This is a genomic window from Streptomyces sp. NPDC104096, assembly GCF_055584385.1.
In genome coordinates, this window is record NZ_JBVJMD010000045.1 from 64,006 (window position 1) to 76,685 (window position 12,680).

At 71.9% G+C, this 12,680-nt stretch carries 13 protein-coding genes and 1 pseudogene; 7 read left to right on the plus strand and 7 right to left on the minus strand.

The features are described from left to right. The first annotated feature begins 21 nt into the window (after positions 1-21). Positions 22-921, plus strand: coding sequence for a PIG-L deacetylase family protein (locus ACZ60B_RS32550; RefSeq protein WP_469393384.1), 900 nt, complete (start codon positions 22-24; stop codon positions 919-921). A gap of 100 nt (positions 922-1,021) precedes the next feature. Continuing rightward, a complete protein-coding gene (locus ACZ60B_RS32555; protein WP_469393386.1) occupies positions 1,022-1,705 on the plus strand; it encodes a DUF4232 domain-containing protein in 684 nt (227 codons plus the stop codon). A gap of 124 nt (positions 1,706-1,829) precedes the next feature. Here the strand turns inward: ACZ60B_RS32555 and ACZ60B_RS32560 are convergent, their stop codons facing one another. The 3 genes from ACZ60B_RS32560 to ACZ60B_RS32570 form a co-directional block, all read right to left on the minus strand. Continuing rightward, a complete protein-coding gene (locus tag ACZ60B_RS32560) occupies positions 1,830-2,201 on the minus strand; it encodes a peptidoglycan-binding domain-containing protein (RefSeq protein ID WP_469393388.1) in 372 nt (123 codons plus the stop codon). Between the two features lie 145 nt (positions 2,202-2,346). After that, positions 2,347-2,811, minus strand: a complete 465-nt coding sequence (locus tag ACZ60B_RS32565; protein WP_469393390.1) for an SRPBCC family protein — start codon at positions 2,809-2,811, stop codon at positions 2,347-2,349. Positions 2,812-2,984: 173 nt separating this feature from the next. Continuing rightward, positions 2,985-3,851 carry an AraC family transcriptional regulator gene (locus ACZ60B_RS32570; RefSeq protein WP_469393392.1) on the minus strand — a complete coding sequence of 289 codons (867 nt, stop codon included), beginning with the start codon at positions 3,849-3,851 and terminating at the stop codon, positions 2,985-2,987. A 209-nt stretch (positions 3,852-4,060) separates the two neighbouring features. Between ACZ60B_RS32570 and ACZ60B_RS32575 the strand changes: the two genes are divergently transcribed. The 3 genes from ACZ60B_RS32575 (at position 4,061) to ACZ60B_RS32585 (ending at position 8,778) form a co-directional block, all read left to right on the plus strand. Continuing rightward, complete coding sequence (locus tag ACZ60B_RS32575; RefSeq protein WP_469393394.1) at positions 4,061-6,103, plus strand: calcium-binding protein; 2,043 nt, start codon at positions 4,061-4,063, stop codon at positions 6,101-6,103. Positions 6,104-6,629: 526 nt separating this feature from the next. Continuing rightward, positions 6,630-8,147, plus strand: coding sequence for a hypothetical protein (locus ACZ60B_RS32580; protein ID WP_469393396.1), 1,518 nt, complete (start codon positions 6,630-6,632; stop codon positions 8,145-8,147). A 91-nt stretch (positions 8,148-8,238) separates the two neighbouring features. After that, positions 8,239-8,778 carry a GNAT family N-acetyltransferase gene (locus tag ACZ60B_RS32585; protein ID WP_469393398.1) on the plus strand — a complete coding sequence of 180 codons (540 nt, stop codon included), beginning with the start codon at positions 8,239-8,241 and terminating at the stop codon, positions 8,776-8,778. Positions 8,779-8,898: 120 nt separating this feature from the next. On the opposite strand, the gene ACZ60B_RS32590 is transcribed toward ACZ60B_RS32585, so the two are convergent. Both ACZ60B_RS32590 and ACZ60B_RS32595 read right to left on the minus strand, forming a co-directional pair. Next, a complete protein-coding gene (locus ACZ60B_RS32590; protein ID WP_469393400.1) occupies positions 8,899-9,258 on the minus strand; it encodes a hypothetical protein in 360 nt (119 codons plus the stop codon). A gap of 336 nt (positions 9,259-9,594) precedes the next feature. After that, positions 9,595-10,101, minus strand: coding sequence for a nuclear transport factor 2 family protein (locus ACZ60B_RS32595; protein ID WP_469393402.1), 507 nt, complete (start codon positions 10,099-10,101; stop codon positions 9,595-9,597). A 126-nt stretch (positions 10,102-10,227) separates the two neighbouring features. Here ACZ60B_RS32595 and ACZ60B_RS32600 point away from each other — a divergent pair. Next, a pseudogene (locus ACZ60B_RS32600) lies at positions 10,228-10,389 on the plus strand (helix-turn-helix domain-containing protein); the annotation flags it as partial. A gap of 13 nt (positions 10,390-10,402) precedes the next feature. Further along, on the plus strand, positions 10,403-10,618 hold the full coding sequence (locus tag ACZ60B_RS32605) for a hypothetical protein (RefSeq protein WP_469393405.1): 216 nt from the start codon (positions 10,403-10,405) through the stop codon (positions 10,616-10,618). A gap of 27 nt (positions 10,619-10,645) precedes the next feature. On the opposite strand, the gene ACZ60B_RS32610 is transcribed toward ACZ60B_RS32605, so the two are convergent. Continuing rightward, positions 10,646-11,536, minus strand: coding sequence for an ABC transporter permease (locus tag ACZ60B_RS32610; protein ID WP_469393407.1), 891 nt, complete (start codon positions 11,534-11,536; stop codon positions 10,646-10,648). Continuing rightward, a complete protein-coding gene (locus tag ACZ60B_RS32615) occupies positions 11,533-12,549 on the minus strand; it encodes an ATP-binding cassette domain-containing protein (RefSeq protein ID WP_469393411.1) in 1,017 nt (338 codons plus the stop codon). Before ACZ60B_RS32615 ends, ACZ60B_RS32610 begins: the two co-directional genes overlap by 4 nt. Positions 12,550-12,680 lie beyond the last annotated feature (131 nt).

Sequence of the window (12,680 nt, forward strand, 5' to 3'; positions counted from 1 at the left end):
CCCGAAACGGGGAGACCTCTCATGAACAGCAGCCAGGAGCAGGCCACCGGAATCTCCAGGCGGAGCGTTCTGGCGGCCGGCGCGCTGACCGCCGCCGCCGTGGCCTACCAGGCGGGCCGGGCCCCCGCGGCGTCCGCCGCCGCCAAGCCCGCCATCTTCTACGCGCCCCACCAGGACGACGACGCGATCGGCCTGGCCGGCTCGATCCTGGAGCACAAGGCGGCCGGACGGCCCGTCTACCTCGTCCTGGTGAGCAACGGCAGGAACCCCGATCTGGCCGTGCGCATGAACGGCGACCCCTGCCCCCTGACCACCTGGGCCACCCCGCATCCGTGCGCCGCGGGCGGCAGGCACAACCTGTCCTGGCCGACCGACGGAACCAGCATGATCGTCGCAGGCCGCACGGCCGAGTTCATGGCCTCCGCGAAGGCGCTGGGCGTGGACAAGGTCATCAACTTCAAGGTCGTGGACGACGGGTTCGCCAGCACGTCCGCCTACAACAGGCTCGTCGACCGGATCGACGCGAAGGTCAGGGCGCTCGCCGCGCAATACCCGGGCGCGTCGCACAAGTTCACGGCCGGCTGGCTGGAGCACACCGAGACCCACAAGGCGTGCAGCGACGTGGCCTACCGCCTGATGAACGACGGCACGATCTCCGACGTGCGCTTCAACCACGTCTACGCCTACGAACGCCCCCGGGACCAGCGCGCGAACGGCGCGGCGTACGTGCTCGACATCCCCAGCTCCCACATGACCAAGAAGCGCAACGCGATGTACGCCTACAACACGTGGGACCCCAGCCGGAACCTGTACGCCCTCGGCTATCACAGCGTCCCCGAGCTGCTGGAGGCCTCGCACGCCGATCCGCGCGAGTTCGTGTACACCCTGCCGTCCGACTACCGGCCGGGCAAGGGCAACTGAGCCCGGGCCACGGCAACCGGGAACCGCACCACACCACACCACCAGTACGACCTCGGCCGTCGGCACGAGCCACGGCCCCGCACCACACGGGGAACTCTCCATGAACATGCTGCGTCACCGCTCCCTCCTGCTCGCCACCGCGGGCACGGCCCTCGCTCTGACCCTCACCGCCTGCCAGAGCGACGACCGCACCGACTCGGCGCCCGCGGCCACCGCTTCGGCGACCGCGAAGCCGGCCGACGGCGGGCAGGCCGACGCGACGGGCTCGACCGGTGCGGCGCACTCGACGGCGTCGAAGGGCTCGACCGACCGGACCGCCGACGGCGGCTCCGCGGGCTCGACCGGCGAGCAGGCGTCCGCCACCACCCGGGTCTGCACCGCGCGGGACGTCACCGTCACCGCCGCCACCCAGGACGGCCCTCCCTACACCCACATCGTCCTCACGGCGAAGAACACCTCCGGCCGCTCCTGCCGGCTGGCGGGCGCGCCGCACGTCCAGTTCCTGGAGAGCCACAAGCAGGACGTCCCGGCCGTCGCCAAGAGCAAGCCGGCCGCACCGGTCGTGCTCACGGCGGGAGCACCCGCCTATGCCGTGGTGAAGCTGTCGGACGGCGGGGTGGACGAGGACAACGAGCCCGTGTCGGCGTTCTCCGTCGTCCTGGAGGGCGACTCCACGGTCATCGCCGTCACCGCGCCCGGCAGCGGCGGCATCGCCGTCGACCCGGCGAAGGCCCTCACCGGCTACTGGACCCCCGAACTCCGCAACGGCGCGGACGACTTCTGAGACACACCGGGGGGCCGTGACGCCGGTCCGGAGCCACCCCGCCGATCGCGGTCACCTCGTCCAGGCGCAGGCCTCGGCGAGGTGACCTCCGGCGTCCGGCGGCGGTGCGTGGCCGACGCCCGGTTCAGTCGGGATAGGGCAGGTAGCAGTCCAGGGCCGGGTGGTAGAGCACCTGCCAGGTGCGGTCCTCGATGACGCCGCTCTGCGGCAGGCCGTGGCAGATCTGGATCCATTCGATCTTCTTCAGCATGACGGTGCCGTAGACCCCGTCGAGGGCGAGTTTGGGCGGCTCGCCGCCCCACATGTTGCTGAGGCACTGTGCCTGTCTGACCGCCGCGCCCGTGTCGCCGTAGATGACTGTGGGACGCAGGTCCGACGACACATGGGAACAAGCGGTGGAACCGGGATCGGCCGCGGCGGCCTGCGGCGCCGTGAGGCCGAGTACCGAGGTCGCGCACACTGCCGCGACTGCGGTGAGCAGTCGGTTTCGTCGCATGCCCACTCCTTCGAAGGCGGTATCCGGACATGATCCCGCATCTGCGGCCGAACCCGCGAGTTCTGAGCCGCATGTCCTCGGAACGTGACGGGGCGGGCAGACCGGGACAGCGCCCCTCCCCCCGCCCCGCGGTCACGGTCCGCCCTCAGACGGACATCCCGCCGTCGACGCTCCCGACGTGCTCGCGCACGGCGATCCGGGCCAGCTTTGTCAGCATCATCCCGTTGCGGACCTTGACCACGTAGTCCACGGGCAGTCCGTGCATCCGGATGCCGGGGCCCCGCAGGGGGTGCCAGTCGAGGGTGAAGAGGGTGTGCTCGCCCCAGGGGAGCAACTGCATGGCGATACGGGCCGCGCCGAAGGGATCCGCCTTCGCTTCCAGTTCCAGGCGACGCAACGGTTCGCAGATACGTACGACGCAGGTGTCGTCGAGGGTCAGCGGCCCGGCGCCGACCCGGACCTTCAAACGGGCGCCCACCTCCGGCCAGTGCGGGTCCGCGGCGAGGACCTGCTGCGTTCCCGTCACCCACTCCCCGTAACGGCTGCCGTCGGACAGCAGGCGCCAGACCTCGGACGGCGAGTTCAGGATCAGACGGCGGTTCCGGGCCATAATCACGCTCCTGGAGGACGGTCCGCATGGCAGGCGCCTTGGGGCCGCTCCGGCCGCTCACGGGTTCGGCTTCCAGCGTCATGCCGACCGCACCGCACCCGCAGTCCGACGAGTCCGGACGGGTGAGTCGCCCTCCGCCTCGGGCGCCCGCCCCGGACGGCCTGCCGATGCGTTCAGCCTCGCTCCGACTCCACCGGGAGCCACAGCTCGGCGTCGGCCTCGGTCCGGTCCGGCGACAGGCGCATACGCAGGATCTCGGGGCCGGGCCGACTGCGGTACGGGTTCGACGGGAACCACTGCGTGAACACGTCCCGCCACAGCTCCTGGATGGCCTGCGGCGCCGGCCCGGAAGTGGTGAAGACCGCCCAGGTACCGGCCGGAACGCCCAGCACGGTCGATCCCGCGGGTGCGGCCGCAGAGGTGATCACACCCTGGTAGTAGTCGAGTTCGGTGCCCTCGGCGCGACCGGGGTCCAGGTCGTCGCAGACCGCGACGATGCCGGACGGCTCCTGGTCCGACAACTTCTCCAGGCGCTCCAGGAGTTGCGGATCGATCCCGCGGACAAAGTCCATGATCGCCTGGTTGGGCCCCGAATGCACCAGCGGCACCCGGGCCTTGAGACCGACGACGGTGAAGTCCGCCTTGTCCACGACGCGGTATCGCATACTGCTGTTCCCTTCGACGGTGAGGCGGAAGGCCATCCGGGACTGGGAGCTGAGTGCGGCGCCGGTGCGGCGGGCCTCCCCCGGTCCGATGCCGTGCATGGCACGGAACGCCCGCGCGAACGCCTCACCGGAGCCGTAGCCGTAGCGCACCGCGATCTCCAGCAAGGTCTCGCGCCCCGCGAGCACTTCGGCGCCCGCGAGGGTCAGCCGGCGGCGCCGGACGTACTCCGACAGCGGCATGCCCGCGAGCGCGGAGAACATCCGGCGAAGGTGGTACTCCGAGGTGGCCGCGATGCGCGCCAGTTCGTCCACCTCGATGGCCTGGTCGAGATGGCTCTCGATGTGCTCCATGGCCTGGTTCAGCCGCTCCAGCATGCACGGTTCCTTCCTTGACGATCACCACGCTAGGCAGCGCCCACCGTGCCGGACCCGACATTCTGTGCCCGATCGAGTCGGGTCCATGAAGATGATTCGCACAACAGCACGAGTCACGCTCACCCGCTCGGATGGATTCGTACGTCCGGTGAGTGCAACGCCGCTCGTGGTGACCGTCTGCGCGTGCTGACGCCGTAAGGCTGTCGCCCATGTTCACCCCACATGCACGACCGGCGCGGCAACGGCACAGCGGCCGCCGCCGGTCCTTCCCGGCCCGGGCCGGGACCGTCACGGCGAGCGTCCTGGCACTGGTGCTGGCCCTCCCCGGGGCCGCGGTCGCGGCCCCGGGCGGCCTGGACTCCTCCTTCAGCGGTGACGGCAAGGTACTCACCGACATCGCCGACGACGATCACGCCGCGGACGTGGCGGTACAGCCCGACGGAAAGATCGTCTCCGTCGGCTCCTCGGTCGACGAATCGGTGACGGAGAGCCGCTTCGCACTGACCCGGCACAACCCCGACGGCACGCCGGACACCGGCTTCGGCACCGGCGGCACGGTGACGACCGCCATCGACAACATGGGCCCGAACCTGCAGTGGGGCGAGGCGCACGCCGTGGCGTTGCAGGCCGACGGCAAGATCGTCGTGGTGGGCAGCAGCTGGCGGGAGTACGACGACTGCTGCTGGTTCATCGTCGCCCGCTACAACGCCGACGGAACCCTGGACAACACCTTCAGCGGCGACGGCCGGGTCTTCGCCGACTTCGGCAGCCCCACCGAGGCCCAGGACGTGGCCATCGACTCGAGCGGCAGGATCGTCGCGGCCGGCTACTACGGCGGGGACGTGGCGGTGCTGCGCCTCAGGAGCGACGGCACCCCGGACACCACGTTCGGGGGCGACGGCACGGTGACCGCCGATCCGGCGGGGCCGGTCCTGCAGGAGGGTGGTGACGGCCGCGCCCTGGCACTGCAGCCCGACGGCAAGATCCTGGTCGGCGGCGAGGTGGGCACCACCCGCTTCGACTTCGCGCTGCTGCGCTTCAACACCGACGGCAGCCTCGACACGAGCTTCGACGGCGACGGCATCGTCCGCACCGACCTGGGCGACTACGACTCCGTGGAAGGTCTCGCGGTTCAGCCGGACGGAAAGATCGTCGCCGCCGGCGGCAGCGGCTCCCGGTTCGGGCTGGCCCGTTACCTCCCCAACGGCGCCCTGGACACGAGCTTCAACCGGACCGGCACGGTGCTCACCCCGGGCGGCGCCGCGGCCGACGTCAAGGTGCAGCCGGGAGACGGCCGGATCGTCGTCGCCGGAAGCACCGGGCCCGGCGGCGACTTCGCCGTCCGGCGCTACAACCCCGACGGCAGCCAGGACACCGGGTTCGGCACCGGGGGCCTCGCGACGGCGGACTTCGGCGGCAGCGACGCCGCCAACGGTGTGGCCCTGCAGACGGACGGAAAGATCGTCGCCGCCGGCGGGGGCGGGCCCGAAGGCGACTTCGCCCTGGCACGCTTCGAGGGTGGCGGCACCGCCCCGCCGCCGCCGTCCGGCGTGGATCTGGCGGTGACGAAGTCCGGTCCCACCACGGTCGGCATCGGTGACCGGCCCACCTACACCGTGCGGGTGACCAACAACAGCACCACGGCCTCCGCCACCGACGTCTCCCTGTCGGACGCCCTCAGCGGCGTCGCCGTCTCGGTCGTCTCCGCGACCACCAGTGCGGGCACCTGCACCACCACCGCCACCTCCGCGAACTGCTCCCTCGGCACTCTCGCCCCGGGAGCGGCCGCCACGGTGACCGTCGCCGCCGAGCCGCGGACCACCGGCACACTCACGAACCGGGCCACCGTCGTCGCCGCTCAGAGCGACCCGAACTCCGGCGACAACACCGCCACGGCGACGACCACGGTCAACAACGCCCGCGGTTGCACCCGCGTCGGCACCAGCGGCAACGACACCATCACCGGCACCAGCGGCAACGACGTGATCTGCGCCCTCGGCGGCGACGACACCGTCAGCGCCGGCAGCGGCAACGACATCGTGCACGGCGGTTACGGCAACGACCGCATCGACGGCGGCGCCGGCAACGACACCCTCACCGCAGGCCCCGGCAACGACACCCTGATCGGCAACACCGGCACCGACAACCTCGACACCGTCGACAACGTCGCCGGCAACGACACCGCCAACGGCGGCCTCAACACGGACACCTGCACCACGGACGCGGGCGACATCCGCATCAGCTGCCCCTGAGCCATGTCGAAACCGCGCGAGCGTGGGCCCCGTACAACGCGCACGGGGCCCACGCGGCGTACGCGACCCGTCCGATGACCGCGGCGTCCGGAACGGCCCGGACCACAAGCCGCGCACCGACACCCGTCCCCAGCCCTCGCCGCAGACAAAAAAGAGACCCCGTCCCGAAACCCGGGACGGGGTCCTCACAGAGCGCCGGGCAGGCCTTGCACCTGCATCTCCCCACAGGAAGCGGGGCATCTTTCCTTGGACGACCAACGCATCGCAGTCCGGTGCGACCTCCACCGACCCGCTCAAGATCAACCATAGCAGAAACGTTACGTCGCCTCCAAGGGCGCCCCTTATCGACGAGCTGCCCCGCGATCCGCCCGCGAGTCGATCAGCGCGTCACCGCAGGCAAAGGCCTCGTATCACGGTGCGGCTCGCAATCTCGTTCAAGGTCTGCTTCACGAGAGCTCACGGCTCACGTCCGAGTCGCCGTGACCATTCCCGAACGCGTCGTTCACGCTCAGGGCAGGATGCCTGTGTGCATCACGTCCTGTGCGGGCTCGCCGCCAATCCTGCCCTGCCGTCCGAGCTGGTCGACCGGCTGATATCCATCGCGGACGGAGACATCGCCACGAGTCTCGCCCATCGCGCGGACCTCAGCCGCGCACAGGCGGTCGCGTTGGCCGAGCGTATCGACGAGAGCGCGGTGCAACTCGCGTACGAGGGTCGGCTGACCGCCGCGGACATCGATCCCTCGGTCCGGCCGGATGCCGCCCTCGCTCTGCTCGACCGGGGTGTCGGACGTCCTGAGTGGGCGCGCCTTCTCGCGACGGACCCGGTCCGTGAGCGTCGGGAGAAGCTCGCGGCATGTCCCGGTCTCCCGTCCGACGTGGTGGACAGGCTCGCGACGGACCCTGACGTACGCGTCGTCGCCGAACTCGCTTTGGCCGCCACCCCGGACGTGGCCGCGAGGCTTGCGGCGCATCCGCACGCCGAGGTCCGCCGCGCGGTGGCGGCCAACGAGGCGACGCCCCCGGCCGCACTGGCCGCACTGATGACCGGGGAGGGGCTCCCCGCGGCCCGACGCTGTCCGGTCTGCGACCGTGAGGAGACCCCCTTCCTGCACGATCCGCAATGCCCTCGCCTCGACTGCGATCTGCGGCCGGGCGCCTCCTGCGACGGTTCCCACGAGTCCACCCTCCACGACATCCAGGAAGCGGCACTCCGCAACCCTGCCACCCCCGTCGAAGCCCTCCTCGGCTTCGTGGACCATCCGTCCATGCTGTTGCGCTGGGCGCTCGCCGGCCGCTCGGACCTGCCCCCGCGAGCCCGCACCCGGCTCGCCTCGGACCCCGTTCCCGGCGTCCGCGCCGACCTTGCCGAAAATCCCGCGATCGACGACGCCCTGATCCGCGCGCTGGCCCAGGACCGCGACCCCCTCGTGCGCCGCGGGCTTGCGCACCATCCCCGAGTACCGCTCGACGTGCTCACCCGCTTGGCCGGAACCACCAGGATCGGCGCCACCCTCCTCCCCCGCATCGCCGCCTCCTCCCCCGCCGAGGTCGATGAGCTGGCCACGTCACCGGACCCGGCCGCCCGTATGCTCGTGGCCCAACGACGTGATCTGCCGCCCGAGATACGCGACCGGCTGGCCGACGACCCCGACGCGAAGGTGGTCAAGGCCCTCGCTCCTCACCCCGGCCTCACGGACGCGCAGTTGCGCGCCATGGTCGACCGGCACGGCGTCCGTGTCCTGGCCAAGGTGGCGACCAATCCGGACGCGCTCCCGGCGTTGCTGGAGGACCTGGTCCGTCACGAACCAGCGGTGCAGAAGGTGTTCCGTGAGGTTGCGCGACACCGCGGGGCGACGGCCTCCGCACTGCTCGTCTGCCTGGCCGACAAACGGGCCAGACCTGTGGCGGCCGGCCACCCGGCACTCCCGCCGTCGGTCGTCGTGGAGCTGCTCACCGACGCGGACCGGCAGGTGGCGGAAGCGGCAGCGGCCAACCCGTCCCTTCCGCCCGCCGTGATGCTGGAGTCGGTGGGCCGGCGGTAGACACCCCGCCCGTCGGCGGGCCGGGGCGAGGGCGGTACCAGGCCCCCGCCCGTGAAGTTCCCCGGGCCCCTCGGGTTGCTAGTCTGCGCGCATGTCAGACCTGGGACCCGTCGACTGGCCGCCTGAGCCGATCAGGACCAGGAGACTCGTGCTCCGTGAGCCCGAAGTCCGGGACCGTGCGGCGTTCGTCGAGCTGCTGGCGTCGCCGGAGGTGCACACCTACCTCGGCGGTCCGCGTCCGCGTGCCGAGCTGGAGCGCGAGTTGCCCGGGGTGCCCGAGCGGTGGCCGGGGAGTTTCGTCGTCGATCTCGACGGGGCGATGATCGGTCAGGTGCTGCTCAGGAGGGCGACGGAGCATCGTCGCCCGGCTGCCGCGGGGAAGGCCGATCTCGGCTACCTGTTCCTGCCGCGGGCGTGGGGATCCGGGTACGCCGCCGAGGCGTGCGCGGCGGCGCTCGGCTGGTTCGACGGCGTCCTTCCCGGCGAGCCGGTGGTGCTCACCACCCAGAGCGCCAACCTCGGCTCGATGCGCCTCGCGGCGAAGCTGGGGTTCACCGAGGTGGAGCGGTTCCGGGCCTGGGACGCCGAGCAGTGGCTCGGGCTGCGGTCCCCGGTCACGCCGTCCGCGTGAGCCCGACGCCGCCAGGTCGGGCAGACCCTGGAGTGAGGAACATCGGGTCGACCGACCGGACGCGCGGCGCCCCGCCGCCGGAGGTTCCGACGACGGGGCGCTGACGGGACTGACGTCGGATCAGAAGGCGCAGATGGCGTACACGCTGATGCCGACGGTGCTGTAGGCCTTCTGCCTGCCGAGACCGATCCAGCCGGAACCGTCCGGGGTGGGGAAGCTGCCGACGAGCATCGCGTCGGCGCCCTGCGCTTCGGCTCCGCCACCGATGACGTGCTTGCCGGCCGGACAGTAGACGGTACGGCGCTGGAAGTTCGGGACGTTCGCGTTGGGGAGCGTGACGATCTGATAGCCGTCGACGGCACGGGAATGTACGGGCTTGGCAGCGGGTGTGTGCTCGGGGGCTGCCTGGGCGGCCCAGCCGGTTCCGGCGGCGAGAGTGAGCGCCAGGGCGCCGGCGGTGAGGGCCGTCTTTGCTCGCATGTGTCTCCTCCATGTCGTGCGGGACGCCTGTGGGCGGCGTCCCTTCACAGGCGCAACCTTGCCGGACCTCGGAGGTGCAGACCGGGCCTTTGCTGGTCAAACGCCCTGATAGTGGGACGCGGGGGTGTGGAGGCGTGAGGGGCGCGGGAACCGGGCGCGGGGTGCGGAGAACGGCCGGTACGGCACGGGACACGGACCGATGTCCCCGATCCGGCCGCCTCCTTGGGTGTCCGCCCGCGGTACGGAGTCCAGGGGTCGAGGCGGTGGCGTCCTCCAGCCGGGCGATCGTGATCGGTCTCCTCGTCGTACGCGGGCACCGGCATCGCTCCGCTGACCTCAGCCGAAGATCGCGCCGGGGTCGCCGGTGTACCAGGTGTTGTCGATGCGCAGTCGGCGGATGACCCAGCGGTCGCCGTCGCGGACCGGGTCGACGTCATAGGGGTTCTTCAGGAGCGCGTGGGTGGTGCGGTCGCCGACGAGCAGGTGCTGTGCCTCGACCAGGGCGGTGAGCCGGGCGGTGTCACCGTCCACGGCGATCCGCGGGTTCGTGACCTGGTGGGTGGTGTCCACCCGGCCGGCGAACATGGCCAGGACGGTGGTGACGATGCTCTCGCGCCCGGCCGTCAACGGCGGCTCGGCGCCCCATCGCGCGGCGGCCGGGCGGAAGTCCGGTTCGGCGTCGGCGGCGAAGGCCGAGGCGAACAGCTCCTGGTCCTTGAGGTCCTGCCCCAGACCGAAGCGGTAGAGCGCATCGGTGATTTCCGCCCGGTCCCGGAGTTCCGCGACGGCCGCGGCCCTGTCGTGGGCGGGAGCGGTCAGGGCGCGGTCGAGGGTGACGTACATGATGCTCTCCTGTGCAGTTCGAAGGCTTTCCGCGCTTCTGATCCTGCTGTGGGGCCAGAGGGTCATCAATGCGCTTCTGCGCAACGTTCGTTGAGCCTCGGTTGACGATGGAGGGCGGCGGGGACGCTGGAGCGGCACGAGCTGGAGGCGTTCCTGACGCCCGCCGAGGAACTGCACTTCGGTCGCACGGCCGAGCGGCTGCACGTCTCCACCGCACGGGTCAGCCGGGCCATCGCCAAACTGGAGCGCCGCATCGGCGTCCCCCTGTTCGACCGCACCATCGGCAGAGACCTTCAACGAGATGCTGACGCTCGTCGGCGCCGGGGACGGCGTCTTCGCCGTCGGCGCCCACGCACGGCGCTACTTCGCCCGGCCGGACGTCGCCTATGTCCCCTTCGAGGACGCCGCGCCGGTGGAATGGGGTCTCGTCTGGCCGGCCGACGGCGCGACATCCCGTGTGCGCGCCTTCAGCGAGGCGGCACTCGGTCTGGTCCAGGAATCCGCGCCGGCGCCCTGACGCCCTCGACGGCCCGCGGGGCGGGGGTCATTCGGGGCGGCTGAAGCGGCGGGCGGCCCAGAGCAGGGCCGCGACTCCGCCCGCGAGCAGGACGGCACCCTCCAGGAGCAGGGGAGGCTGCCAGCCGTACCACTCGATGCCCCCGGCGGTCGCCCGGCCGGGTACGCGCAGCGCGATGGCGCGGCGGAGCAGGTCGACCCCGTAGGCGAGCGGGTTGGCGGCGGCCAGCGGGTGGGCCCAGCCCGGCAGGTTGCCCAGGGGGAAGAAGCCGCCGGAGAGGAACAGCAGCGGCATCATCACCAGGCCGAGCAGCATGTGGAAGATCTCGGGCCGGTCGAGGCTCACGGCCAGCAGCAGGGACAGGGCCGTGATGGTGAAGGAGGCCAGGATCATCACGGCGAGGAGCAGCGCCAGGAGCAGGGGGTCGTAGGGCAGGCCGACGGCGCCGGCCAGGCAGAGCAGCACGGCGCCCTGGACCGTGGAGACGATGGTGCCGCCGGCGCAGCTCCCGAGCAGCAGGGTGGGCCGGCTGACCGGGGCCATCAGCAGTTCGCGCAGGTAGCCGCTCTGCCGGTCGGTGATCAGGCGGACGCCGACGATGATGGCCGGCGACTGTACGGTCATCATCAGCATGCCCGGGAAGAGGTACGTCTGGTATCCGACACCCAGTGAGGAGTCCGGGATCAGGGCGGCCAGACCGCCTCCCAGGACGAAGAGGTAGAGCACCGGCTGGATCAGCATCAGGGCGCTGTGCGTGGGCTGGCCCGCCAGGCGCAGCAGATCGCGGTGGACCAGGGCGTGGACCGCGCGCAGTTCGTGGCGCAGGGGCGGCCTCGGCTCCCGGCCTCCGCTGTGGGAGGCGCCGGGGTCGGCGGGGGTGCCGGAGGCGTCCGAGGCCGGGACGGCGGGAGCGGTCATGGGGTCTCCTCGGTCGCTGCGGTGGTGGCGCCCTGAGCCGGGTCGGCCGGTGTCCGGTGCGGCCGGGGGGTGTGGATGCTGCGCCCGGTGTGGTGGAAGAAGACGTCGTCGAGGGTCGGCGGGGTGGCGGACGCGGCGTGCACGGCGATGCCGTGGGCTTCGAGTGCCGCGCACAGGCGGGGGATCCAGGCACTGCCGTTGGGCACCCGCAGGGACACTCCCTCGGTGTCCAGGGTGACGGCCCGGCCCGAGGGGGCGGTCCGACCCACCACCTGGCGCGCCGCCGCGTCGTCGCCGGTACGCAGCAGGACCCGGTCCGCCCCGATCGCGGCCTTCAGCGCCCGGGGCGTGCCCTGGGCCACGAGTCGGCCGTGGTCGAGGATGCCGAGCCGGTCGCAGTGCTCCGCCTCCTCCAGGTAGTGGGTGGTGACGAAGAGGGTGCTGCCGTGCCGGTCGCGCAGTACGCGCAGGTACTCCCAGACCTGGGCGCGGGCGTGCGGGTCGAGCCCGGTGGTCGGCTCGTCGAGGAACAGCACCTCGGGCGCGTGCAGCAGGCCACGGGCCAGTTCCAGGCGGCGGCGCATGCCTCCGGACAGGGTGCGGACCGGGAAGCGCCGACGGTCGTCCAGTCCGACCGCTTCGAGCATCTCGGTGACGCGCACGCGGGCGTGGCGGCGGCGCAGTCCGTACAGGCGTGCGTGGATGTGCAGGTTCTGTTCGGCCGTCAGGTCCGGGTCCAGGGCGCTGTGCTGGAAGAGCATCCCGACCAGCCGTCTCACCTGGTCCGGTCGGCCGATCACGTCGGCGCCCGCCACCGTGGCCTGTCCGGCGGTGGGGCGGGCCAGGGCGCACAGCAGGGCGAGGGTGGTGGACTTTCCCGCGCCGTTGGGGCCGAGGAAGGCGTAGGTCTCGCCCTGGAGGACGTCGAGGTCCAGGCCGCGGACGGCGTGGGTGGTGCTTCCGTCCGGGCCCGCATAGCTCTTGACCAGGCCGCGGGTGCTGATGGCGTACACCGGTGGGGCGGCGGCCGGTGCGGCGTCCGGGCTGGTGCGGGCGGCGGTCGGGGGTGCCGTCCGGCGCGCCGGACGGACCGCGCGCCGACGGGGAGCGGCCGCGCCGCGAAAAACCCGGGCGACTGCGGTCC